14 protein-coding genes and 4 pseudogenes are annotated in these 25,409 nt (G+C 45.0%); 12 read left to right on the top strand and 6 right to left on the bottom strand.

Annotated elements, in window-relative coordinates; genetic code table 11:
• Nucleotides 1-542 precede the first annotated feature (542 nt).
• The 7 genes from IQ273_RS01660 (at nt 543) to IQ273_RS01630 (ending at nt 8,605) form a co-directional block, all read left to right on the top strand.
• A complete protein-coding gene (locus IQ273_RS01660) occupies nt 543-875 on the top strand; it encodes a hypothetical protein (protein WP_194021440.1) in 333 nt (110 codons plus the stop codon).
• Nucleotides 856-2,025, top strand: coding sequence for a relaxase/mobilization nuclease domain-containing protein (locus IQ273_RS01655; protein WP_194021439.1), 1,170 nt, complete (start codon nt 856-858; stop codon nt 2,023-2,025). The genes IQ273_RS01660 and IQ273_RS01655 overlap by 20 nt, the downstream gene beginning before the upstream one ends.
• A gap of 704 nt (nt 2,026-2,729) precedes the next feature.
• On the top strand, nt 2,730-4,115 hold the full coding sequence (locus IQ273_RS01650; RefSeq protein WP_194021438.1) for a UDP-N-acetylglucosamine 1-carboxyvinyltransferase: 1,386 nt from the start codon (nt 2,730-2,732) through the stop codon (nt 4,113-4,115).
• Nucleotides 4,112-5,425, top strand: a complete 1,314-nt coding sequence (locus tag IQ273_RS01645) for a radical SAM protein (protein WP_194021437.1) — start codon at nt 4,112-4,114, stop codon at nt 5,423-5,425. The genes IQ273_RS01650 and IQ273_RS01645 overlap by 4 nt, the downstream gene beginning before the upstream one ends.
• Nucleotides 5,426-5,656: 231 nt before the next feature.
• Nucleotides 5,657-6,679: a DMT family transporter gene (locus IQ273_RS01640; protein WP_194021435.1), complete on the top strand. Its 1,023-nt coding sequence runs from the start codon at nt 5,657-5,659 to the stop codon at nt 6,677-6,679.
• 122 nt (nt 6,680-6,801) lie between these two features.
• Nucleotides 6,802-7,794 (top strand): TauD/TfdA family dioxygenase, encoded by a 993-nt coding sequence (locus tag IQ273_RS01635; RefSeq protein WP_194021434.1) that lies wholly within the window; start codon nt 6,802-6,804, stop codon nt 7,792-7,794.
• 34 nt (nt 7,795-7,828) lie between these two features.
• Nucleotides 7,829-8,605: a 2-phosphosulfolactate phosphatase gene (locus IQ273_RS01630; protein ID WP_194021433.1), complete on the top strand. Its 777-nt coding sequence runs from the start codon at nt 7,829-7,831 to the stop codon at nt 8,603-8,605.
• 68 nt (nt 8,606-8,673) lie between these two features.
• Here the strand turns inward: IQ273_RS01630 and IQ273_RS01625 are convergent, their stop codons facing one another.
• Together IQ273_RS01625 and IQ273_RS33475 are read right to left on the bottom strand one after the other, a co-directional pair.
• Nucleotides 8,674-12,588 carry an NB-ARC domain-containing protein gene (locus IQ273_RS01625; protein WP_194021431.1) on the bottom strand — a complete coding sequence of 1,305 codons (3,915 nt, stop codon included), beginning with the start codon at nt 12,586-12,588 and terminating at the stop codon, nt 8,674-8,676.
• 123 nt (nt 12,589-12,711) lie between these two features.
• Nucleotides 12,712-13,415, bottom strand: a pseudogene (locus IQ273_RS33475) (IS4 family transposase); the annotation flags it as partial.
• An 82-nt stretch (nt 13,416-13,497) separates the two neighbouring features.
• Here IQ273_RS33475 and IQ273_RS01610 point away from each other — a divergent pair.
• A complete protein-coding gene (locus IQ273_RS01610) occupies nt 13,498-13,893 on the top strand; it encodes a transposase (RefSeq protein WP_228052217.1) in 396 nt (131 codons plus the stop codon).
• Nucleotides 13,894-13,936: 43 nt separating this feature from the next.
• Here IQ273_RS01610 and IQ273_RS01605 read toward each other — a convergent pair whose 3' ends face one another.
• Nucleotides 13,937-15,592: an ISL3 family transposase gene (locus IQ273_RS01605; protein WP_194021419.1), complete on the bottom strand. Its 1,656-nt coding sequence runs from the start codon at nt 15,590-15,592 to the stop codon at nt 13,937-13,939.
• 99 nt (nt 15,593-15,691) lie between these two features.
• Here IQ273_RS01605 and IQ273_RS01600 point away from each other — a divergent pair.
• Both IQ273_RS01600 and IQ273_RS01595 read left to right on the top strand, forming a co-directional pair.
• A pseudogene (locus IQ273_RS01600) lies at nt 15,692-15,877 on the top strand (ISKra4 family transposase); the annotation flags it as partial.
• A 607-nt stretch (nt 15,878-16,484) separates the two neighbouring features.
• Complete coding sequence (locus IQ273_RS01595; RefSeq protein WP_194021417.1) at nt 16,485-18,242, top strand: pyridoxal-dependent decarboxylase, pyridoxal binding domain protein; 1,758 nt, start codon at nt 16,485-16,487, stop codon at nt 18,240-18,242.
• A 344-nt stretch (nt 18,243-18,586) separates the two neighbouring features.
• On the opposite strand, the gene IQ273_RS01590 is transcribed toward IQ273_RS01595, so the two are convergent.
• The 3 genes and pseudogenes from IQ273_RS01590 to IQ273_RS01580 form a co-directional block, all read right to left on the bottom strand.
• Nucleotides 18,587-20,260: a GAF domain-containing sensor histidine kinase gene (locus tag IQ273_RS01590; RefSeq protein ID WP_194021415.1), complete on the bottom strand. Its 1,674-nt coding sequence runs from the start codon at nt 20,258-20,260 to the stop codon at nt 18,587-18,589.
• 68 nt (nt 20,261-20,328) lie between these two features.
• Nucleotides 20,329-22,437 (bottom strand): EAL domain-containing protein, encoded by a 2,109-nt coding sequence (locus IQ273_RS01585; RefSeq protein WP_194021413.1) that lies wholly within the window; start codon nt 22,435-22,437, stop codon nt 20,329-20,331.
• Between the two features lie 540 nt (nt 22,438-22,977).
• A pseudogene (locus IQ273_RS01580) lies at nt 22,978-23,301 on the bottom strand (IS1 family transposase); the annotation flags it as partial.
• Between the two features lie 217 nt (nt 23,302-23,518).
• Here IQ273_RS01580 and IQ273_RS01575 point away from each other — a divergent pair.
• A pseudogene (locus IQ273_RS01575) lies at nt 23,519-24,723 on the top strand (IS3 family transposase).
• Nucleotides 24,724-24,978: 255 nt separating this feature from the next.
• Nucleotides 24,979-25,230 carry an EAL domain-containing protein gene (locus IQ273_RS01570; RefSeq protein ID WP_194021411.1) on the top strand — a complete coding sequence of 84 codons (252 nt, stop codon included), beginning with the start codon at nt 24,979-24,981 and terminating at the stop codon, nt 25,228-25,230.
• Nucleotides 25,231-25,409: the final 179 nt, after the last annotated feature.

Genomic DNA, 25,409 nt, shown 5'->3' with positions numbered 1-25,409 from the left:
TTATTGATGGACATCTATTCAGTGCCTCTCAGTAGAGTTTTCCGGTTTGGGTGGCCTTCTACTCAGTGTCATCCAGCAAAGGTTTCTCATCTATTAGGTGCCTCCTCGGCAGGATTTTCAATTATTGATGGACATCTATTCAGTGCCTCTCGGCAGGGTTTTCATCATCTATTCAGTTTTATCCAGAAAAGATTGCATTACCTATTCAGTGCCTCTCGGTAGACTTTCCAGTTATGGGTGGCCTTTTATTCAGTTTTATCCAGCAAAGATTTCATCATCTATTCAGTGACTCTCAATAATCTTTCATCATCCATTCAGCTTCTCGCAATAAGATTTTTATTGGCAAGTAGTGATTACACAATCACCTTTTTGTTCATTTATACTGACAACAGCAACAGAGCATTTCCTTCCATGATTTGCATGATCATGATCTGGAGGACTACCTTTCTAAACTTGCTTTTGATCGTAGCTTGCGAATATCTCCCCAATATTTTGCCCCAACTTCTTTGGGCAAAGATTTATTAACCACCCTTATGCCAGTCATGTCTATCTCACGCCCTAAACGCATCGTTGTCTACGTTTCTGAGGCTGAGGCCAAGGCCATCAAGCAGGCGGCTAAGCCAACCAAATCGGCAAGCTTCCTCCGCAGGCTGGGCCTATGCCCCCCACCCGTGTTAGTGTCCCATCGAGATCTCTACAGCCACCTCAGCCGATTGAATAAGGCATTGGCTGACCTGGGGGAACGGTATGCCGCCACAGCACCCGACTCTCTCCTCCAAGACTTGAGAGAGCTACACCAGTCGAACCTTGAAATACAGCGCACCTTAACCCCCGTCATTCAAGGCGAGGACAATTATGATCATCAAGATGGTTAAAGGCAGCAACGCCCACGGGCTTTGTTCTTATCTGCTCGACCCGGACAAGGTCAGTAGCGCCAAACCCATCATCATCTCCAACATGGCTTGGAGCACCCCAAAGGATTTAGCTTGTGAATTTGATTGGATCGTCTCTCGCCCTCGGATTCGCCAGGTAAAGCAGACCATGGCTCACCTGATGGTTAGTCTCCCACCGGACGAACACGTTGATACCCACCAGATAGCCCTTATCTCCTTGAAAATCTTAGACAGCATGGGCCACGGGGGCTGCCCCTTCTTTGTCACCGAACATCACGACAAGGAATCGGCCAATGGCGTGCAGCATTGGCACATTGCTACCACCGCCATTGACTTAGAAGGAAATCGCGTCAATGACAGCTTTACCAGGCTTAACCTTCAACGTCTTGCTCGACAGCTAGAGCAGGAGATGGGCCTCAAACCTCTCGCTGTTGCCCCACCAAGCCAGCGCCGTAACCTTACTACTGGGGAATGTCGGCGCAAAGAACGCACGGGCGAAACCTTGCCCAAGGAAATGCTCTGGGATGAGATTGACCGTGTTACAAATGACCGCTCCACTTTGGCTATGCTGGTAACCCGGCTCAAAGCGAGGGGGATTGAGGTTCACCTGCGAAACGCTTCAGCTCCTAGAGATGGGCCTGCCTTTATCGGTATTTCCTATTCTGTTGATGGCCATTCTTTTGCCGGTCGCCGCCTGGGGCCTGCCTACTCTATCAATGGTCTTCAAAAGCACCGACAGATTGAGTATCGCTCCGACCAAGATGTCGTGCTGACTCAAGTAATGGCGATGAATCAGGCCCAGTGTCAGCAGCTCCTCACTGGTTATGAAGCGCTTCAGCAGCTCTGGAAGGAACGTTACGCTCATTATTCTAAGGTCGCCCAAGGTGGCTCTGGTGAGCCCCAGGGGAGACAACTCGATGCCGACGTTGCCCGGCTGGCTGCCTCAGAAGGAGAATCCACTCTCTCCGTTGTGGGGATACTCCGGCAGGGGCAAACGGCGCAAGCCCAACGCCTGAACCAGGGCCACTATGCGGCGCTAGAGTACTGCCAAGCCATCACTCATCAACTGACTCACGGCCAGAGTGCCCCTATATTTCAGTCAACACGAAAAGCCCTAGATATTGAGCTTTAGCTAAAGCTTCAATGGCTGGCAGCACGCTGCCGAGCTTTCTGAGCTTACCTCGAAAAAGGAACCCCCTGATTCATCAGGGCGCATAACCTTGTGTCGCCTATTCGGATCAGAGCATTTTTCTCCTCAGAACTGAGGCCTTCCAAGAGCGGCAGGTCTTTCATGCCAAAAGTCTACCACCCTCGCTCATTCGCCGGTATCCGTCAACCTAATTGAGAAATTACTGGCTTTTTATGACTTTTCCTTGCTTGCAAAACGGCTAAATCATCAAGAAACCAATGATTTTGCCGTCACCCAGCTTCAAAGAAAAAATCATGACTTTTCACGCTTTTTTCTTGTTGTCATATGAAAACAAAGATTCTACATTTTCAATCACAGGCAAGATCGAGTCATTGAAAAAGCAATGCTTATTCACTCTTGCTCAAGAAATCAAATTTACGGAGCGAAAGAACTCAACAAAAAGCATTATTGGAAAGGCATTTGCTGCTTGAAAAGTTTAAGTACTCCATTGTCAAAGCTGTGTTTTAAAATCGCTTCATTAAATTTATCTTCAATGAATTGCTCCGATCATTAGTTCCAAGAAATTGATTATTAATTAGTTGAAAGCTTGAACCTCGAATTTTGTTATGAAGTCTTGAAAATTACGGCTTCAAACTAGTGACTTTTGCCAAAAAAGTATCTTTGAAAGGCACGTTTCATCGATACTCATGCATTCAATATTTACTCAAATGCAAAAAATGATGCTCACAAAAACTTCGGATCTCAGCCTTCTTCAATCTTTTTATGGTACCGAAATTTTCCCTATCCCAGACGTTTTAAATATACAAGGACAGCGGTGCCTGAATGGGTCTGTATCAATTGAGGGAAATAAAGTATCTTCTGTCACTATGATCGCGGCATCTTTGCTCACTACTGAACCTGTCATTTTGAAACACTCGCCAGACATGCTAGATCACCTAGTGCTTTGTCAGTGTTTAGCACAAATGGGTGCTGATGTGACTTATATGGAACAAACACTGCAACTCTCGTGCCGCCAAGTCCATCTAGAAAATTCACTGCCTGTCGAGACGTTCAACTCTGTACACGGAACGATTTACTTGCTGCCAACGCTCCTCATACGGCATGGCTGGGTACAGCTCCCTAGAAATCAAGGTGGATGCAATATCGGTGTGCGTCCCATAGAGCCGATGGTTGAAGTTTTGCAAATGCTAGGTGCCAAAGTTGTTTTAGGAGAAACAATCGAAGCCTCTGTTCCATCCAGTGGACTGAAAGGTTGCCATATCCAACTCAACTTGTGTTATGGAGTGAAAAACAACAAATTTATCTCTAGTGCTACGAAAACAGCCTTATTAGCAGGTGTCTTGGCTAATGGCGAAACTGTTATCGAAGGTGCTTACTGGGGGCGTTTCATCATAGACCTTTGCTCTTTTCTGCGCTCAATGGGAGCACAAATTGAAGGTGAAGGAACACGCTGTATTCGTATTCAAGGGGTTACATCCCTCCACGGAACCCATTTCACTGTACCGAGTGATCCTCAAGTATTGAGTACCTACATCGGTGCTGTTGCTGTTACAGGTGGACAAGTTCACTTTCAACAGGCATCGCTTACAGGTATGGATGTTGAGGTAGCAGCCTTTCGCTCTATGGGAATCAGCATTGAGCAGAATGCAGATACTATAGTCGTCATCTGCAAGGAGCGTCTTCGTCCTGTCGTCTTGACGACCGAGACACTACCCACTGATGTTGGCCCAATCTTTGCTGTGCTGATGTCGCTTGCAGACGGGCCTAGCAGTTTAGAAGAGGTAATTTGGGAGCATCGCTTTGGCTATGCCTCACAATTGAGGTACATGGGTGGTCTAAACAATGAGCATCAAAGGACGCTCTATTGCACAGGCGTTCCAACATTACGTGCCGCGCCTGTTCATGCGCCTGATCTGCGATCTGCTGCTGCCTTAGTCTTGGCAGGGCTATCTGCTCAAGGGACAACCCAGATCACTGGCACAAGCCATTTGGTTCGTGGTTACGCGAATTTACCGCAAAAGCTCAATGCTCTTGGCGCAAACATTCAACCTGTTTTTGGAGATTTGGCATGAAAGTTCTTGTAATCTGGCCTCCAGATATCCCTACGTATTTTAATGCTGGTCACCACAATACGCTTTGGGAAACTAGTAACTATTTACGGAAGTTACCTTATATTTCCGAAGTGCGAACTGTTGATGCTGGAGTGCTCAGTTGGACTTGGGCGGCAGTAGCACGAGAACTGGTTCGGGAGCCTGATGTTCTAGCTATTCATAATGAATTTGATACAATTCAGGGAATAAAGACGCTTATTGCTTACTGCCGTGAAATTTCACCGCAAACTCGCATCATTACCTTTGGTCGGGCTAGTAGTAGCATCCCTGGATTTTTTCAGCGCTATGAAATCGATGCCATCGTTGCGTCTGGCGATTGGGAGGTAGGGATTGCACAATTTACTGAATGGTTATCCGGTCTGCGTCAGCAACAGGATCTCACTGGCTTGCTCCTACGAACTCCTTCTTCAGGGGGGTACATTAACACGGGACAAGGTATTTACCTGCCTGCTGAAGAGTGGGCGTTTCCCAATCCGCCAGAGGTTCCTTGGCACCAATACAACCGTCTCTATCAGGATGCCACTCTAGAATTTAGTGGGTTATCAGGGCAGCGCGAATTACCCATAACAATCTCACGCGGCTGTCCGATGGGGTGTTCCTACTGCCTGGTTCCGCCAGCACAAGGACTGAAAGAGCGCCGTCGGAGCGTGGCTTCAATCTTGGCTTACGCTGATCAAGCTCGACAATTCTATGAGTTTGACTACATCTCAACCTACTCTCCCACTTTTACACTCAAGCGTGATTGGGTTTTAAACTTTGCTAAAGCCATTGAAACCCATCCCGCTGGATATGCTTGGAAAACTTGTACCACGCTTCATCATTTAGATGAAGCCTTGGTTGATGCGATGGCACGCTCACGTTGTCTGCGAATTAGTGTTGGGTTAGAAACTTTAGATGCAGGAGCTATTGCGCTCTTGCCAAAAGCAAAGCGTACAACAGAAAATCGTCTGCAAGAGGTGGCGCGTTGGTGTCGCGAACGTGGAGTTGAATTGAATTGTTTTGTCATGCTAGGGATGCCAGGTCAAACTCAAGAAGGCGTTGCCTACACCTTTAAACTTGTGCGGGAAGTTGGTGCCCGTCTGCGACCTACAGCTTACACTCCATATCATGAACTTCGGGCTGATATGGATGAAGAAACTTTCTTATCGCAGTGCCGCCAGATCGTTAGTAGTGAGATTGTTGAGGGATTAAGCCGTCGTGACTTTTACCGTCTTGAATTTGGTGATCGGGAAACTGTACTTTCCGAATTAGTCTCCGCTGTCACAACTTAAAGGAGGGTCTAAACAATTCTCCATTTTAGCTTCTATCCTTTAGTGACAGAAACTCCTGAAACCCTTATGGATAAAGGATTTTCGCCGACACAGCAGATTTGGGTCTTCTTAAGAGATCGAACGAAGTAATGGGTTTCAGAGTCTATTTTGACCGCCTGGATCGTCCATCATGAGACTCAAAAAAGCTTTTTTCACCACTAAGGCTTCTGCCCTTTCAGAATTCTGCCCACTTTGAAATACCAATCATCAAATCAAGGAAAGGGTATACTGCTGGTTTTGTTAGCTTCTGTCATGCTATCAATGCAAAATGTTGTTGCTAAAGTGATCTTGAGGGAGCAATACCTCTTTGGACACTTTCAAGTCGGCGGTTGGATTGCTCCGACTTTAGGCAACTCGCTTCTTGTTCTCATGATGCGAATGTTGCTGATGGTTCCCCTATTAGCTTTTTTCGTAGGGCCAAGGTTGTATCCGCTTCTCTGGCGAGATTTAATTCAACTGACTCAGGTGAATCGACTCGGTTTACTGGGTCGGATTGTCGGTAGTGGGATCTTTTTATTTTTGTCGCAATGCTTCATGTATGTTGCACTTGGCAATATACCAGCAGGTATTGCAATCACCATGTTTTTTACTTATCCCACAGTTACTTTACTGCTAACTTGGCTACTGTTTGGTGAGCGTCCGAACTGGAGTACAGGTCTAGGAATGATTGTCCTATATTGTGGATGTTTTCTCTCAATTCCTGCTCCTGAGAGTCTAAAAACCGCTAATCTTTTGCTTGGTGTAGGAACAGCAGTGACAGCAGGAATAGCGTTTTCAGTAAATGTTGTTTTAACTCAAACTTGCTCTCAAAGATTTAATTTTCATCCTGTTCCATTTAGTTTGGCAAACATTTTGACAACCCTTCTTCTGTCCATTTCTAGTGTCGTGACTTTTAACTATATACCCATAATTGTCAAGCTTTTCCCAATCGCCAAATTTACTGTTGCTCCTGGCATGTGGATCTCATTATGGATCAGCGTTTTAATTTTGGCATTAGTTACGGTTGCCGGTTACTTATTAAATAACTACGGAATTCTTCTTATTGGTGCTTCTTTTTCATCTACTATTGGGTCAACTGGACCTATTTTCACCTCTACCCTTGCTTGGTTTTTTCTTGGAGAGATACTACGAATTCATCAAGTAATTGGAATGTTAATTGTATCTATTTCAGTTGCTTTAATTAGCTTCCAAAGGATTAACGTTCAAACTCAATAATTAAATTTTGACAGTCAATATGATTGTTTTTGAGAAATGGTTTACAGGATGGCTAAAGCTATATAGCTATCGTTTAGCTGTCTTGTTAATAAGAAATTTTTAGTTTTCGTGGAGATCTATCTATGAAATATATCCTTGAAACTACTCCTGTTTACAGATCAATATTTACAGGCTTTGGTGTTTGGTGCCATAGAAATTTTCCCCATGCAGATAGCTGGAATTATCATTTGAGCCCTGCGACTTTAAACGAAATTTACAATGCGGTGCAAGAGGTTCGTCAAACTGGTAGAAATCTCGAGAGTGTCATAGAGGAAAGTTTTTCAATTCCATCCTTTGAAGAGGAAGCTATTAAAGTACTGCAAGAGCTTAAAACTGGTTGTGGCTTTTTAGTTTTGCAAGGATTGCCTGCTGAGAAATACACTGATGATGAAATATGCATGGTGTATTGGAGCCTTAGCAATTTTCTAGGAACAGTGTTAGTGCAAAATATTCAAGGGGATCGGCTGTACTCAGTTTTTGATAAGGGATACAGCCAGGATGACTTAATATCTAAATCTGGAGTGCGTGGTACCCAAAGTAGAGCACCTCTTGCCCCTCATACCGATTCAGCACCTCTGTTTCGGAATCAATCTGTTGACGTTGTTGGCATGTTTGTTCTTAAACCGGCGAAGACTGGTGGTGACTCCCTACTAATTAGTGCTAAAACATTGCATAACATTATTCTGGAGAAATCTCCAGAACTATTGGAGCGTCTTTATCAATCTTACTACTTTGATCGTAGGGCTGAGTTGCAGCCTGGAGAGACTCCAGAAACATTGCTTGCTCCAATTTTTTCATACAAAAATTGTTTAAGCGTTCGCTATTCAAAAATTCGTATTTTCAAGGGCTATGAAGCAGAAAATTTGCCTATAGATTCTGTTACGCTGGAATCTATAGGAGTGATTGAATATCTTATAAAACAGGATAAAATTGCTATAAGTCTTCAGCTAAACCGTGGTGAAATGTTACTCGTCAATAACTACTCTATCTTGCATGGTAGAACTGCTTTTGAGGATGATCCACAGCCTGAAAAAAAGCGTAGGCTAATGCGGATCTGGTTGTCTTCAACCTTTTAAAGGGCTAATTGAATTTTCAATAAAAAGTGCCGACATGACTTCCACCTCCCAAACGTCGCTTAATCCTCACATTTTTTCTCAAAATCCCTACCGTTGTAAACTAGATTTTGGGCAATGGGGCACGGTTCAGGCTTTAGCAAGAAATGATATTGTCGTCATTGTAGATACGCTCAGTTTTTCTACAACTGTTGTGACTGCTGTGTCACATGGGGGGCTAGTTTACCCCTGCTCTATCACTGAGGATTCTGTAGTGCTTGCACAACGATTGGGAGCTGAAGTGGCAGTCAGACGCAGCGAAGTTCCTCATAAAGGACGTTTTTCCCTATCTCCCCTAACTTATGTAGAAATAACAGCAGGCACAAAGATTGTTATCCCCTCTCCCAATGGAGGAACTTGTAGCAGCTTCGCTCAAACTGCTCCTTGCCTTTTTATTGGGTCGTTTGTAAATGCAAAAGCGATCGCTAACGCTATTTCCCAAATGTTGAAGACAACTGATTTATGTGTAACGATCATTTGCTGTGGGGAACGAGAGTCAGCTTTATCTGACTATGGAGAAACGAGAATGGCAATTGAAGACTATTTAGGCGCAGGAGCTATTTTCTCCTACTTAGAATATGAAAAGTCTCCTGAGGCTTATGTCTGTGAAGGCGCTTTCTTCCATGTCTGTAAACAATTAGAAGCTATACTGTTAGACTGTGGTACTGGCAGAAAACTTTGCGAATTAGGCTTTGCTGCTGATATACAACATGCCTCACAGTTAAACTTGTATAACAGCGTTCCTAGAATGGGAGTTGAGGGTTTTTTGGGGTGATTTCCTTAAGCTATGTAAACCTCTGCGCGAGTCAGTGTGAGTAAAAAACCTAAACAGCCAGCAGTTTTTCAAGCTATTGTTTTTGGTGATTCGATTGCTCCCAGAACTTTTAGAGTCGATTTTTGAGCATCTGTCAAACCTGTAACATCTGTAATATTCATCTGTTCGTAAGGTCTGACAGACTTGAAAATCTTAATGCACTCACCAGTTGCTATATTCCAAATCTGAAGTGATTCATCTTGGCTCACAGTGGCAAGAAGTTGAGTACTGGAGTTGTAAGCAATTGAACGTGCTGAATCTGTAAGAATATCAAGAGTCTTAAAGCAATTTTCAGTGCTGATATTCCACACCCTCACGCTTTGATCAGCACTGCCGCTAATAAGCGTATCTTTATCAGCGCCAAAAGCAACGAATCGAACCTGATCTGTGTGGTTTGTCAATGTTTTGAAGCATTTGCCTGTGCTGACGTTCCAAAGTTTTATGACATGGTCGCCGCTACCACTGGCGAGGGTTTGACCATCGGGACTGAATGTGACTGACCAAACTCGACTAGTATGTCCTTGCAATGTTTGCTGTACTTCTCCAGTGTGGACATTCCAAAGCCTTACTGTATCATCCTCACTGCCACTGGCAAGAGTCTGTCCGTCTGGGCTGAATGTGACTGACCAAACTTGACCAGTATGTCCTTGCAATGTTTGTTGTACTTCTCCTGTATAGACATTCCAAAGCTTTACTGTACTATCCTCACTACCACTGGCAAGAGTCTGTCCATCTGGGCTAAACACAACTGCGCGGATACGATTGGTATGACCCACGAAGGTTTTAAGACATTCTCCAGTCCGAACATTCCAAAACTTAATAACATGATCTCCGCCACCACTAGCTATAGTTTGACCATCTGGGCTGAAAGCGACAGACCAAACCCAATTCATATGCCCTCGTAAGGTTCTGCAACATTCCCCTGTGTATACGTGCCAAAGTTTGACTGTATATTCCTCACCACCACTGACAAGGGTTTGACCATCTGGGCTGAAAGCAATAGACCGCAGCCAGTTAGTATGTCCTAAGAGTGTCTTATAACACTCTCCTGTGTTAGCATTCCAAAGTTTGACAGTGTGGTCACTACTACTAGCCAAGGTTTGACCATCTGAGCTAAAAGCAATAGACCGCAACCAGTTAGTATGTCCCAAGAGTGTCTTATAACACTCTCCTGTGTTAACGTTCCAAAGCTTCATTGTTTGATCGTCACTGCCACTAGCTAGGGTTTGACTATCTGGGCTGAAGCTGACTGACCACACCTGACCGGTATGTTTGTGTAATGTCCGTTTGCATTCACCAGAGCGAACATCCCAGAGTTTGATAGTTTGATCCTCACTAGCACTAGCCAGGGTTTGGCCATCTGGGCTGAAGCTGACTGAGCGAACACGACGACAATGTCCCAAGAGTGTCTTATAGCACTCTCCTGTGTTAGCATTCCAAAGCTTCACGGTTTGATCGTCACTGCCACTAGCTAGGGTTTGACTATCTGGGCTGAAGCTGACTGACCACACCTGACCGGTATGTTTGTGTAATGTCCGTTTGCATTCACCAGAGCGAACATCCCAGAGTTTGATAGTTTGATCCTCACTAGCACTAGCCAGGGTTTGGCCATCTGGGCTGAAGCTGACTGAGCGAACACGACGACAATGTCCCAAGAGTGTCTTATAGCACTCTCCTGTGTTAGCATTCCAAAGCTTCACGGTTTGATCGTCACTGCCACTAGCTAGGGTTTGACTATCTGGGCTGAAGCTGACTGACCACACCTGACCGGTATGTTTGTGTAATGTCCGTTTGCATTCACCAGAGCGAACATCCCAGAGTTTGATAGTTTGATCCTCACTGCCACTAGCTAGGGTTTGACCGTCTGGGCTGAAGCTGACTGACCACACTTGACCAATGTGTTCGCGTAGAATTGCCCGGCATTGCCCTGTCAAAATATTCCACAAGCGTACCGTTTTATCTTCACTACCGCTGGCGATCATTTGACTATCTGGACTAAAATTAATTGTCCAAACCCAATTTGTATGTCCTTGGCAAATTAGCAGTTTTTTTCTGCTGCTCGGCTGCCAAATGCAAATCTTCCCATCAGTAGCTCCAGTCGCCAAACATTCTCCATTTGGACTAAAATCGACTGACAGGACAACACTCAAAATTTCATTAAAAATAGATTTATCAAAATTACATCGAGAGAAGTTAACATTATGTAAATTTGTTCCTTGAAGATAAGCTTGCCAAATTGCTAATCCGGAAAAATCATAGTTATGTAAATCAACTCCTAGCTGTTGCAATAGGCTGATGATGTTACTGGCTGCGTAGCTTGCTGACAAAGAAACATCTTCTTTAAGCTTTAAAAGTATTTCACATAGTTTTTTTTCAATTTCGGATTCAAATCCCATTAACGATTTTAACTTATTAATAATAGGTTTTATAATGATACTTTTCTGACTTTCCCGAATATAATCTTTAGATTGAGCCTTAACAAGAGCATACCTCGCCAGCATAAAAATTTTATCAGTTCTAATTTCTTCACAAATTTGTTCGGCAAGGATTTCAATAACGTATTCCATAATTACAGGTTGAAGTGTGTAACCCAACAAATTTCTTTCGATTAAGGAACGACGGTTGATCGAAGATATCGCTTCTAATAAATTTGACTTCGAGGTTATTAAAATAGTATCTTCTCGTAAAGTGTCCATTGAGATCGCTTCGCAATTAATGGCAAGCCAAAACATGACATCTTTTTCAGCTTCTGATAGACGATTGAACTGCTGATCTAGTAAATCTCTAACACTATCAAAAACTATTGTGTTTTGTGATAAAAACTCGGATACGCTGCTATTGAAAAGCTCTTTAATAGTTGTTGAAGCTATTTTTAGTAAAAGTGGATTTCCAGCGTAATTACTTATCAGCAATTTCCATTCTTCTTCTGAGCTTGTAAAGGAGCCTTTTGATTTTAAAATTTCATATCCTTCTTGTTCACTTACACCCTTTAATTGTAATGTACGAATAGGTAAAGCTTCTCCTTCAAAGGCTGAAAACTCTAATGGCTTCTCTCGGCTTGTTAATATCAAACAGCTTTTGTGGAAAGTTTCTCCTACTCTTTTTATGAGTTCGTTAAAACCTTCGTATCTTTCCCGATAGTAACCTGATTGCTCTCCAATCTGGAGAATTGCTTCTAAATTATCAAGTATTATTAGACATCGATAACTACGTAGATAATCAATAAGTCTTGTCATCCTTTTGTGCAGATTGTCCGGAAGATTTACTTCTGTTTCATTGCCATTTGATAAACAACATATTAAATCTGTCACAACATCTTTCACGGGCGGAGCATTGCGTAACGATCTCCAAATAATATATTCAAATTTGTCTTTTATCTGCAATGCAAATTTTACAGAAAGTGTTGTTTTGCCAACTCCTCCCATTCCTAATATTGCTATTAAACGGCACTGTTCATCTAAACTCCATTTCTGAAGAGCTTTAAGCTCTTCTGCTCTCCCATAAAAAATAGAAGCATCAACAGCTTCTCCCCAATCACAGCGAGTTGAAATATCTATACTTGCGTGGTTTAAAGCTTCAGCTTCTTCTTTGGGAAAATCAAATTTTTGTTCTTGTCGATTATCAATATTATTCTGCAACCCTGCTTTTGCATCAGTCGTCATTTCTGTTTGCAGTGGTTGTGTATGATTATTAGACTGTTGAGATGTTTTCCTGAAAACAGATTTAAGATTATTTTTAGTGACTCTCGTCTTCACAGCTTTAGAAATTAATTGCCATAGTTTATAGCCAACATCTCGAATATAGGCAGCATCATAACCTGTGCTTTCTGCTATCTCTTGATAGGTTTTCCCTTGCCAGGACTGTAGAAATACTTGCTCTTGAACATCGGTTAAACATACTGTTGATAAAATTGTATCCAAAACTACTAATGGTTCTTCACTCATGGTTCCTCTCTGTTTTTTATTCATTTAATAGTTTAGTCAAGACAGCCATGTCTCTTCAACAGTGTTTTCTAGTCATATCAGCGCATCTACTACTTTAGTAAGTTGCAAAATATACTGGTTTACTCAGTACAGGGACAAAAGTTGTATTGCCTGATCAAATTCAGTAACCCGGAGGGCGAGATCGCAGAAGGTGCGACGCAGAAAGTCACAGCCGTGGCGGAAGAGACTTTTGGCCCGGCGCTCATGGGCTTTGAGCGTAATGGGGTGCTGCTGGTGTTGCCAGAGTCCGGTGAGCATGGCCCAACAGAACGCCAACGCCAGCAGAGCTATCAACTTGCTGAGGCGCTCAGCATTGCGGAAGTGGGTCGATTCGAGGTTGAACCCTCGGGTTTTGAGCGCGGCAAACAAGGTATCGATGCCCCATCTCAAGCGGTAATCTGCCAGTGCTCTTGAGGGCGGTGGCCGGTCGCCACAATCAGCAACTCACCATTGTCCAAGCGGGTGGCGACGACGTAGACGCGACGACCCCATACCCATCGTTTGCCCGAGAGTACCCGAGACTCACCGACCTTTAGGTTTGCAAAGACCCGTTCGCCCCGCTGTCGCCGTTTGCCCTTCCGCCTGAGGCGGTCGCTGTGACGCAGCCTCAGGCGGAAGGGCATGACCTTGGGCAAGAGTAAAAAGCTACACCACGCTTTGCCCACAAACTCTCGGTCGCCGGTTAGGCAGTGAACCTGGGCATCGGGGAAGAGGCGCTCAAAGCGCTCCAGTAACGCCATCCGTTCGTCACTGCTACTATTGCCACGCTTGTCTAGCAGCGTCCATAGCCCACTGTGACAACAATAGATGAGACAGCTTAGCCAGTCCCAATTAGAGTAGAAGGAACGGTTATTCCGCATGTCAGACTCTATGCCATCGCAGCTCTTAAATCCTGAAAGCAATGGAAAAGCCGCCCGCCCAGATCCTGAAGTTCTAGAAAAACCTGTCCGCCGTAAATTCACCGCCGCGTATAAACTCGCCATGGTTGAAGCGGCAGATCGTTGCACCGAACTGGGCGAAATCGGAGCCTTACTGCGACGAGAAGGGCTGTACTCATCGCAGTTGAGTACCTGGCGCAACCAGCGACAACAGGGGCAACTGCAGGCGCTGGCTGATGATAAGCGGGGCTGCAAAGCCACCATTCCGCATCCGGTTCAACAAGAGCTGGCGCAATTGCGCCGAGAGAATCAACAGCTGCGCCATAAAATGCAGCAGGCCGAACTGATCATCGATATCCAAAAAAAGGCTCTTGGCCACTTTTGGTGATGTGTAAAACTGGCACCTTTTGCGGTTCTCGAATTACAGCCGTTTAGCTGGTCAAAATGAACCGCTTCTCCAGCAACTCCAAGTTGGCTCGCCCAAACATCTGCCGTTTCAGCATTTTGAGCCGATTATTCTGCCCCTCTACCGGTCCATTGCTAACCTCTAATGTCATCCCGGCTTTGACCGCGTCATAATCCTCCTCCAGACCTTTGGCGAAGCTTTGAAACGCCTTGATTGAGCTGGTCTTAGCCGCCTGCAGCCAATCATCCAGCTGACTGGGAAGCCGCTGCCGAACGAGATCAATAAAGCCTTGGGCCAGCGAGATAGCCCCCGATAACTCGGGCTGTTGAGCGAGCTGCTCTAATAAGCTATCGTCTTCAGCTGTCCGGGTTTCTGGTCGCTGTAAGATCAGCCATGCTGCTCGACGAGCACTTAGGGGCTTTTGAGGAGAGGTTGAAAGGGGAGGGGCTGGCCCCCGACCCGACAAATCGTTAAGAGAGTCCGGGCTAGGTAGGCCCGAAGCCGGTAATTGACGCAGCTGATGGGTATAGCGGGCCAGGGTCGAGTAACTTCCCGGATAGCCCTGCTGTTGGATCAGGTGAAAGAGAGCTTTGGTCTGCTGCTGTCCCCGGTTCCATTGATCCTGAATGTAGGGTTTATAGGCGTCCATCCCACTGCCCTGTTGCCGAATAGTGGGTTGTCGTTCAGGAAAGGTTGACGCGGCCAAATACTTGTAGACCGTCCGTTTGCCAAGACCAAGATGGTGAGCGATGTCTTTAATGGCGTATCCTTGCTGCCGTAAGGCATGGGTTTGCTCATACGTCTCCAAACGATGAGCTCGGTTGAGCGCTTTGGGAGACTGTGGATCCTCAGGTAGGTCTGAGGAATGCGGAACCTCGAGACCATCCGCCTGACGCTGGTCTTTTTCAACCTGCTTGAGGACTGAGTAGTGTCCCTTAAACGCTGTTTCCAACGTCTCTTCGAGATTGTGCAACAGATGAAAGCGGTCTGCCACTTGAATTGCTTCCGGTGCACCTTGGCTCATCCCTCGCTTGTACGTCTTGGAACGATCCCGAGATAAGACTTCAACGCCAGGATGCTCTTTGAGCCAAGTTTCAAGGGTTTCTGCCGTGCGATCTGGCAGTAGCGCAATCGGCTGGTGCTGCTCAAGATCCACCAAAATCGTGCCATAGTTGTGCCCCTTGCGTAGGGCAAAATCGTCTACCCCTAAGATCTTTGGGGTCATTAGTTGCGGTAACGGCAGGCTCGCAATGACTCGCAGCATTGAGTTACGACTATGCCTATAGCCAACCTGTTCGCTCAGTCGAGCCCCAGCGGCACCCCCCAACGCTAGGGCGATGGCTTTGAGATGATTAACATAACGAATGGTGCGCCTGGCCCAAGGGGCCACGATTCCGGGTAAGCGTTCGGTAAAAATCCGTCGAGGACAGGTGTCATTGAGGCAGAAAACCTTACAGACTGTCAGCACTATCGTCAGACTGAATTGGACAACAGGCAAGTCTTTCAAGGTTCTGTCGTAGTGGCTATGGATACGGTGACTCGGGCGATGACAGAGAGGACACTGGGCTACGGTCTGGGTAGAGGCAAGGTAAACCGTGACCTGCTGGGTGGCCGTATCCAAATCCCAGTGCTGCAAGCTCAACTCAGTTTGGCTGGGGAGTAGATGTGAGATGAGGTCCATAGGGTTAACAAACGCGAGAATGGATCCCCCTATTGTCTATAGCTCTCCCTAGATGCATCACCAAAAGTGGCCAAGAGCCCGAAGTTCATGCGATTTTGCAACCGTATCGTCAACTACGCCTATTACCAAGCCGAGGGCATCTCCATTGGTTCGGGTGAGATTGAGTCAACCGTTAAGCAAATTGGGCGTCGCCTGAAAATTTCGGGTGCGCAGTGGGACGAAGACAATGTGCAACAAGTGCTGCATCAGCGGTGCGCGTATCTCAATGGCTACTTCTCAAGGTGAGTCTTGCAAGACTGGGATGCACCCTGGCAGTCGGCCAGGAGGTCGTCCAGCATATCGTCGATGCGGTTCGGTTCTTTCTTCTTGCGTACCATGCTGCGGTCTCCTGAAATATCGGGATTCTAGACCGCTTACACAAAATTCTGATCAGTCTCTAATTGTTGAAAGATAAGGGGCAGCTATCCTTAAATTGCCCCTTCTATAATTCTCAAAGTGGCGGCACTGGGAATCAAACTCAGTTCAAGTAGGTAGGTAAGCATAATTAATTGCGAGAAGGGATTTGGGAGCTCGCCCTTAGGGATGAGGCTTCACCCCCTTCACCCCCGCCAACCTCTTCAGCTTAATTACACCCAGTTACTTAGGTACTTACGAAACTACTTTGCCCACTGTTGTTACTGTGTCAGTTAGTTCCGCAATATGTTGTAACTCGGTATAGGCCAGTTGCCAAATTTGACCATCCCAACTTGCCCTTTATTTCCATCTTGCGGTATAGTCCAACTGGTTACAGATAGTGAGTTCATTTTCATGGAAACCTCGGGGAGAGAATTTAAAATTTATCACTCCTCACTGTCACAATCCTTTGTTCATGCAATAACGCCATAGGGGACTAATGATAAATCCAAGAATAAATAGAGATCAGAGCAACTTCGGGACGGCGGTTCAATCTATTCCTCTCAAGGCTTCTTGGTTTCAACAGCTTGATCTGGCTGCAATTGCACAGCAATATTCAACACCTCTTTACATCACGAATCGAACTCACATCCTGAGTAATCTCCAGGCATTTAAGGACATTCTAGGAGAGAATAAATATATATATTTCCCAGTTAAGGTTAACCCATGCCTTACAACCTTCAAAATACTTGCTCAGCAAGGATGTGGTGCTGACTGTGCATCATCTCGTGAGGTTCAGTTAGCTCGCTTAGCTGGAATACCAACCTCTCAATTAAGTTACTATTCCCCAGCGCCCGATCTAAACCTGGCTGTCACTCTACTTCAGGACAGTGGCAGTGTCATCATTGATTCGATATCAAAGTTGGCACTACTCGAAGAAAAATTAGGCAATGTCCCTTTTTCTGGCAAGCTATTTTTGCGAGTTAACCCTCCACTCTATAAAAGCTATGGTGCAGAAGCAGATTACCAAAAATATACCTCACATGGAAGTCTAACAAGTCAATTTGGCATCCCCACCGAGGAAGTTCTATCATTTCTTAACTCTACAAAGTTGCCATTCTCTGGACTGCATGTTCATGTGGGAACTCAAATGGACAATGTTGAGGTATTTCAAGAATGCGTAGATGTTTTACATGAATTATGCGATGTGATCCACGCTTTCACTAATCACATCATCTCAGATCTCAACCTGGGAGGGGGACTAGGTCTCGCAAATCAGGAGGAAGATCATTTCCCTTCAATTTCCGACTTAGGTGATGCCTTAAAAAGTAGATTTCGGCCTGAATTCACCTACAAAATGGAACCAGGCAATGCCTTATTTGGTAATGCTACTGTACTCTTGACAAGAGTTGTAACCCGTAAATCGACCCGAGGCAAGGGCTGGGCAATTGTAGATGTTGGCTCTGATCAACTCTTAAAAGTCACTCTGGCTGGATTTGCCCAAGATATCTATCGTGCTGATGGAACACTGCTCCCCAAATCAGGGACGGACAGTATTGCTGGACCTCTTTGCTTTGCTGGAGATGTGCTACTTCCTGAAACAGATCTTACAGAAGTAAAAGAAGGCGATTTGCTATTGTTATCCAACGCTGGTGCTTATTGCCGTTCAATTGGAAATCACTTCAATGGATATTCAGAACCGGGTACTCTGATGGTAGATGAGAGCCATGAAATAGGCTTGGTCTATGCCCATGAAGATCCCTATTGGGAACCCATCATTCAAAGTTTTCAGCCTCAATATATACCTCACTCTCTAGAAGAGTCAGATCCTCTACCTCAAACATTCAGTGAACAACAAGTTGAGAATATCCGAAGTGTTTACCTGAATAAACAATGTGGCAATGATATCTATTCATTTCATGACTTTACAAGGGTTGCCAATGGCCATTATGAGATGAAGGTTGAGGTTGATTCAGCAGTTGCTTTTATCTCTCTCCCCACAGTTACAAGAATTGTTTCTGATGCTGCTGTCGCAGTCACTATCGATAGCCTGGGGCTAAAGGAGAAAAATATTTCCGTCTGGGGAAATCGTTGCACCATTTCCCTAAACGGTATTTTGCGTTCGAAACGGCGACATCTTCTCAACCTCTATCTCACACCGATGATAAGTTCACCATCTTCCAAAAACCATGAGCTTATCGCCTACTGGCAACTAGGAGAGGGCGTTGGCCACGGGAATTTTTTAGTAGTTTTTTAGATCTACATTAACTGAAAGAGTATCTTCCCAATCCATAGGTCTGGGAAGATACTCTGTACGACAAATTTGTGAGTCATGGAAGCGTGCTAGATAGACCTTCCCAAGCGGGTATCTAACAGTAAATTTTTGGCACATATTGTGCAGGTCATCGAAATGACAACAATTACCACAGGTATTATTTTTATTATTCATCTCTACCTCGAGAATTGATCTTTGGCTATTTAGCACGTAATACCAATCCAATGTGAAGACGAGCAGTAACGCTCAGGCTGGAGCCCTTTCATTGTCAGGGCTTTCAAGCGCTGGGTTATGCTCATCCTCATATAGAATTGGTATAACCCTACCTACAAATGTGATAGGTTCAGATGTATAATCAGAAATTCTTCAATTTCGTCAACTTTAAACTTCGTCGCCCAGTCAATGATTTTTTGTAGAAATTGAGCATTTTCTGGCTGAGTTTGGGAAATCAGCTCAACATATTGGATCAGCTTTTTTAATCGTCCTGACTGAACCAACTCCCAACAATGCTTCAAAGTATCAATGGGTGGTATATTCGTTTTCTCTGAATATGCATCAGAGTCAAAAGGACTAACACATACGTTTTGTGCTGTGAAGTCAACTAAGCAAGCCTCTCCTGCCAGAGTACTAAGCAATTTCGTCTGATTTTCTATGATGGTCAAATCGAGTGTAAACGAAAAGATACTGCCCGCTCCCACACGGCTTTCAACCTGAATAGAGCTGCCCATCGCAGACAATATTCGCTGACTAATATTGAGTCCTAATCCTGTTCCCTCTGCTTTTCGCCCTAAATCGCCAACTTGTTCGAACGCATGGAAAATTCGTTCCGTGTCCTGGGAGGATATTCCAACCCCAGTATCGACAACAGCAAATTGGATTCTGGCAACGGGACTGCGCAAATGTCTTGTCTCTAAGTTCTTTTCTACCATCACCGACAAGGTCACTTGGCCAGCATCTGTAAACTTAATAGCATTGCTCAAAAGATTTAGTAGAACCTGACGAAGGCGTTTGGCATCTACAGAGACTTTTATCGGTAATTCTGGAGAAAACTCTCTCCTTAAAAATATTTTTTTTTGACTTGACTGTATTTGACACATATCAGCGATTTCATTTAGAAATAAAGATAAATTTACTGATACAGGTGAAATAGTTAAGTGACCGGTCTCAGTTTTTGAAAAGTCTAGGATGTCGTTAATCAGAGTAAGCAGATGATTCGCACACTGATGAATGACCTCAATGCCTCGAGCTTCGTTTGATTCGGGAACAGAAGTTCGCTGGAGGATCTGGGTATAGCCTAGTATTCCGTTAAGAGGTGTTCGTAGCTCATGGCTCATATTTGCAAGAAACATACTCTTTGCACGATTCGCTTGATTAGCCTCATCTTGAGCTTTTAGTAGTTCCTTCGTTTGCCTTATAAGGACTTCATTAGCCTCTTTAAGATTTTCCTCAGCATTATTACGAGAAATTGCCCCTCCAAAACTATGAGCGATCGCCTCTAAAACAGCCACCTCACTTCGGGTCCAATAATGACCATTCTGGCAGTCATCATACCCCATAAAACCCCAACATTCTTCCTGGATCATGATAGGTACAACCACAAGCGAAAGAATGTTTTGCGGTTTGAGGATTGCTTGTTCCACCTCAGGAAATGTACAAATCATTCCAGAAATAGATTGTCCTACTGATAATATTTCATGCCAACGAGGACAAACATCTAAAAAGGGAAGATTCTGCAATTCAGGATTATCAATTTGCGGAGTGATTCCATACTTAACCCATTCCCATTTCTGACTCATAAGTGGGACTTTGGTCGTAGGATGGAAATGTAATCTAAATACATAAACACGGTCAACCTGGGTTGCATTACCCAAAATTGCAAGGGATGACAGAATCGATTCTTCATAATTTTTGATTGTCAAAAGTGAACGTGTGGCCTCTGAAACTCCCACTAATAAACGTTCGGAAAATGCAAGTTCATCTTCAATTACGTTGCAAGGCATGATTATTCCCAAGCTTAGCCACTTATATCAGTAATTTCTCCCTAACCAGCCTCCTACCGCCAGATAGATTATGCACACATCAACTGGTTAGCTTGATCTTTCAGGCATTCATCAATTTCAAGCTTGGTCAAAGGCTTAGAAAATAAGTACCCTTGCGCTTTATTGCAATTTAGCGTTTTGAGGTGCTCCAGCTGTTCTAGAGTCTCTAACCCTTCGGCAACAACACTCATATTGAGAATATAAGCCAAACCAATGATAGTTTTGACAATTTCTTGACTTTGGATATCGTTTTCAATACGACTAATAAAAGAACGATCAATTTTGAGTTCATTCAAAGGAAAACAGTGAAGATAACTCAATGAGGAATATCCTGTCCCAAAATCATCTAGACTAAGCTTGATTCCCCGTTCTGAAAGACTATTGAATAGGGTTAATAGAGGCTCATGGTTATCCATGAGGAGACTCTCGGTGATTTCCAGTATCAATTGATGTCCAGGAATTTCATTGACATTCAAGATTTCATCCAGAGTGTCAATAAAACCAGGACTTTGGAGTTGCCTGCCAGAGAGGTTAACACTCATGGTATAAGTAGACACTTCTGGAAAACGAGTTTTCCACTGTTTTAATTGAGAGCAGGCTTGCCAGAGAACCTGCTCTCCTAAACTAACGATTAGGCTACTTTCTTCAGCGATAGGAATGAAGATTTCTGGAGCAATATATCCTCTCTGGGGGTGCTTCCATCGAGCTAGAGCTTCGAATCCGATCATGCGCTGAGTTTGTAGATTCACAATGGGCTGATATTGGAGTGTAATTTCCTGGCGATTCAGTGCTATCCTTAAATCGCGTTCAAGTTCGAGATGACGGACGGTTTCAACATGCATGGAATGTTTAAAGAGCTGAGAACAAGACTTCCCCCCTTTTTTTGCCTGATACATTGCGATATCAGCATCTCGTAGAAGTTCTTCGGCATTGGAGTAGTTTGAGCTAGCGATTACAACTCCTATACTTGCGGATGTAAAAAGCATCTGATCTTCAATCTCAAATGCTTCGTTCAATTGGGAGTGAATGCGTTCTAAAATAGTAATGGTATCTTCCGGATTTGAAAGATTCTTCAGAAGAACAGTGAATTCATCTCCTCCAAGTCGAGCTATGAGATCAAAAGGGCGCAGGGACTGTTGTAAGCGCTTAGCAACCTGTTGCAATAGTTGATCGCCAATATAGTGGCCAAGGCTATCATTAATACTCTTAAAACGGTTTAAATCGATAAATAAGACCGCAAAATTTTCGCTAGGAAATTTTTTGATAGAATTTAGAAGTTGATTAACTTGGCAAATGAAATTATTGCGATTGGCTAATCCAGTCAAGTTGTCATGGTTGGCTTCATGAATCAACTGATTTTCAACACATTTTTGATCGCTTATATCAATTATAATCCCATCGACTCGAGCCGCTTGCCTCTCAGTGTAGTTACCATCTATTTGGGCTCGGATTTTAAGCCATCGTATATTTCCAGTTGTGTTAAAAATTCTATATTCAAGACTGATAGAGGATTGTGTCTTAAGAAGCTGAAACGCTTGCTTCAGGAGGGCTTTATCCTCGGGATGCACCATATCAAACCAGAGGTGGGGCGCAGCAATTAGCTCGTTGGCGGAATAACCAAAAATTTTTTTTGCTGCGAGATTGAGAAATATAAATTGGGATAAATCAAGTGTTGCAGACCATACGACTTCTTCCAAGGAGTTAAGAATTCTTTCTATCCGCGCTTCACTCTCACGGAGATGCATCTCCGTTTGTTTCAAACGGAGATGTGTTTTAACTCTGGCAAGTAATTCTTGTTCTTGAAAGGGTTTTGTAATGTAGTCCACTGCTCCTAGCTCAAAACCCTTGACCTTATTGCTAGTATCTGCCAATGCCGTCATAAAGATGATTGGAATTGAAGCCCATTCAGAGTTCTTTTTAATCAGTTGGCAGGTTTCATAGCCATCAATCCCAGCCATCATGATATCAAGAAGGATGAGGTCAGGGGGACTGTGTTGGATTTGCCGAATTGCTCGTTCTCCAGATAAGGCGATCGCAACCTCGTACCCGGCATCATTCAATGTTTTGGACATCACCTCTAGGTTGGTGAGGTTATCATCGACAATTAAGATTAGCTGAGGACTAGTCGGTTGCATCATAATTGCCTCTTATCATCTGCAATTACCAGTTTTAGGTGGCTGAATGTTGTCAATAAGTTCTGGGTATCAGTTATGTGGATGACGGTGATTGAGTGTCACTCCTATGCAGCTGTCGATAGCCAAATGACATCGTGACAGGTTTGGAATCGCTGACGCATCGTGGCTCGGTATTTGGTTGTCTAAATAGACTCTTCAGAAGGTACGAATAATTTGTGACTTATGCACAAATAAGTCCGTGAATCCCCCGAAAAAGCTAGAGACTAGACTCGAAGAGGAATTTGGGCACTAGCTTTTAACAAGCTAGCTTTTGGATTCGAAAATCCCCTTCAGTAGGATTACGGAATTAAATCAGTAAGGGAGCACGCTGGTTGACTGACAAAAGCTGAGTTCAGGCAGGTAGATACCTTGCTGTGCTGTAGTTTCAGGGAATGAAAGGAAGAAGAGGGAGCCAGCGTTCTAAGCTTAGATACCACTCAAAACAACGATCGCTGTGAAAAAAACTCCCCCTCTACAATGCCCTGAACGATTGGCACTGGGCTGTTAAGAGGTGATGAACTGAAAACCTTGCATTGTGAGGAGTTCGCGGGTCGAGAGTGGATGCTCACAATAGCCCATGAGCATCGCAGGTGTCGTCTTCTGGCCCAGTCCCCAATGTGGTCGCACCCAGTTAAGGATCAAGCGTTGGACGTTCAAAGCCCGCTGTAACCCCTGCACTCGTTTGGCGTAAAGATTCTGTCGTCTACGATAGGCACTTGCCCGTCGTCGCAATGCACTATTTTGCGCCTCGTTATGGTTAGCATGTACCTCACTCCCTGCACTGATGGCCGTGAAGGGATGTTCCGCTTTGACCAACGCTACTCGTCGCTCGTGCGGATATTTGCCGATGGCCACGCTGAGATCTCGCAGAACTTTGACGGCAATCTCTTCTCAGAAGAGGGCTCCCCTCAGCAGTCCACATGCCTACAAGCATCTCCGTCAGGGTGCTGACTAAGCAGTCCACATAATTCACAAGCAAAGGAAATGACCTTGCCTCGAGAAAGTGGACATTCCCGAAGAGTCGATAACGAAGGAGAACGTTCAGATAACCCAAAAACCGCGCAGGACATTTACAAACGAGCAAAAAGCAGAGGCTGTTCGCATTGTGGGCCAATCGGGTAAACCGGTCAGCCAGGTTGCTCAGGAGATGGGTTTGACCGAGAGTGCGCTACGCAAGTGGGTGAAACAAGCCCAAATTGATCGCTCTGGTGACAACACCAAAGGGGCGTTGACCTCTGCTGAACGTCAAGAATTAACTACGCTGCGTCGAGACCTAAAACGGGTGCGAATGGAGCGCGATTTCTTAAAAAAAGCCGCGACCTTCTTTGCTCGGGAAAGCTCAGATCGTACGCGCTAATCCAGAAGGAGAAGGCGAATTAGCCAATTGCCCTAATGTGCCGAGTCTTGAAGCAGTCCAGGAGTGGCTATCACGCTTGGTGCCACCGCCTCGCTTCCCGTAGAACCCAGGAGAATGCGATCTTGTCTGACCAGATTCAACGCATTTATGACACCAGTCGCCAAAGCTATGGTTCCCCTCGGATTCAATCGGCCCTGGTGGCTCAAGGCTGGAGCGTCAGCCGTCAACGGGTGGTGCGGTTAATGGCTAAACTTGGCATCAGCGCTCGGTTACGGCGCAAATTCCAGGTGACAACCGATTCTCAGCATGCCTGGCCCATCGCTGAGAATCACTTGGGCAGAGCCTTTACAACGGCGGAACCCGACCGGGTGTGGGTGGCTGACATGACCTACATTTGGACCACCGAAAGCTGGCTGTACCTGGCGGTCATCATCGATCTATTTTCTAGACGCGTCGTCGGATGATCGATGGCCGAGCACATGCGCACAGAGGTTGTATTGACGGCTTTAGAGGCTGCATTAGGGCAGCGACAACCGGCTCCATCTGGGTTGCTGTTTCATTCTGACCGAGGCTCTCAGTATGCCAGTGGTGATTATCAATTAGCGCTTCAGCAAGCTGCGATAATGGGCAGCATGAGCCGTCGAGGTAATTGTTGGGATAATGCGGTGGCTGAAAGTTTCTTTGGCACCCTCAAAACAGAATTGATTCATCCTAAAATTTTCTCAACGCATGCCCTTGCCCGCACCGTTATTGCTGAATGGACTGAGGTTTTCTATAACCGACAGCGGTTACATTCGATCCTCAGATACCTTTCCCCAGTGCAGTTTGAAGATAACTATTGGCTCTCTCTAGAGGGCTTGAAGGCCGCTCAAGTTACCTGTCTACTTTCTTGAGTCAAGATCACCTCTTTCTCCTCAGAACTGAGGCTTTCTAACGGCGGCAGGTCTGTCATGGCAAAAGTTTACCACCCTCCCTCATTCGCCGGTACCCGTCAACCCAATTGAGCAATTACTAAGGTTTTTGCGGTGGCAGCAGGGGGGCAATCTGCTGCCACTGTCGTTCGCTCATCTCACCCTGACGAGGGGCTTCCTAAGGTGGAAGAATCACAGCAGCTTAAGAGTTCGCTTGTACTGATGCCATTCTGCCAAATGGGTTTAAGACACGCCTTAGTGCGGTTGCCCTTTTCTAAGATTAAGGTTGACAATCCCTTTGTGATGACGGCGGTGACCTCTGCGGAGTCAAACACAGTAGTCAAATTTATTATTGATCTGAGCCACAGCCTAGGTTCGAGCTGCACCGCCGAGGGGGTTGAAGAAGCCGAAACCCTCGCCTATCTAAATCATATTGGCTACGACTTAGCTCCAGGGTTACTACATAGCTCGGCCCCTGGCAGGCGATGACGTTTGGACCTGGCTCGCCTCCCGACCCAGCTAGATCTATTGGGTCTAAGGCGTTATGCCCTTCGGGACGGCTTAGCCCCAGCTCTAGCCCACACTGGTTAAAAATTGAAGCTATTCCGTGCTCTGTTACACGCGATATGAACTGTGAAGATAACGGGTGTGTGTCGGATTGCCCTCTT

Origin of the sequence: Nodosilinea sp. LEGE 07298 (assembly GCF_015207265.1) — a bacterium.
In the GTDB taxonomy this organism is placed as follows: Bacteria; Cyanobacteriota; Cyanobacteriia; order Phormidesmidales; family Phormidesmidaceae; genus Nodosilinea.
Note: the sequence above shows the minus strand (reverse complement) of the source record. Positions and strands in the feature narration are given on the sequence as shown.

Coding starts and splice junctions, on each gene's coding strand:
- IQ273_RS01660 (WP_194021440.1), top strand. CDS start 543: ATGTCTATCTCACGCCCTAAACGCATCGTTGTCTACGTTTCTGAGGCT.
- IQ273_RS01655 (WP_194021439.1), top strand. CDS start 856: ATGATCATCAAGATGGTTAAAGGCAGCAACGCCCACGGGCTTTGTTCT.
- IQ273_RS01650 (WP_194021438.1), top strand. CDS start 2,730: ATGCATTCAATATTTACTCAAATGCAAAAAATGATGCTCACAAAAACT.
- IQ273_RS01645 (WP_194021437.1), top strand. CDS start 4,112: ATGAAAGTTCTTGTAATCTGGCCTCCAGATATCCCTACGTATTTTAAT.
- IQ273_RS01635 (WP_194021434.1), top strand. CDS start 6,802: ATGAAATATATCCTTGAAACTACTCCTGTTTACAGATCAATATTTACA.
- IQ273_RS01630 (WP_194021433.1), top strand. CDS start 7,829: ATGACTTCCACCTCCCAAACGTCGCTTAATCCTCACATTTTTTCTCAA.
- IQ273_RS01625 (WP_194021431.1), bottom strand. CDS start 12,588: ATGAGTGAAGAACCATTAGTAGTTTTGGATACAATTTTATCAACAGTA.
- IQ273_RS01610 (WP_228052217.1), top strand. CDS start 13,498: ATGCCATCGCAGCTCTTAAATCCTGAAAGCAATGGAAAAGCCGCCCGC.
- IQ273_RS01605 (WP_194021419.1), bottom strand. CDS start 15,592: ATGGACCTCATCTCACATCTACTCCCCAGCCAAACTGAGTTGAGCTTG.
- IQ273_RS01595 (WP_194021417.1), top strand. CDS start 16,485: ATGATAAATCCAAGAATAAATAGAGATCAGAGCAACTTCGGGACGGCG.
- IQ273_RS01590 (WP_194021415.1), bottom strand. CDS start 20,260: ATGCCTTGCAACGTAATTGAAGATGAACTTGCATTTTCCGAACGTTTA.
- IQ273_RS01585 (WP_194021413.1), bottom strand. CDS start 22,437: ATGATGCAACCGACTAGTCCTCAGCTAATCTTAATTGTCGATGATAAC.
- IQ273_RS01570 (WP_194021411.1), top strand. CDS start 24,979: ATGGGTTTAAGACACGCCTTAGTGCGGTTGCCCTTTTCTAAGATTAAG.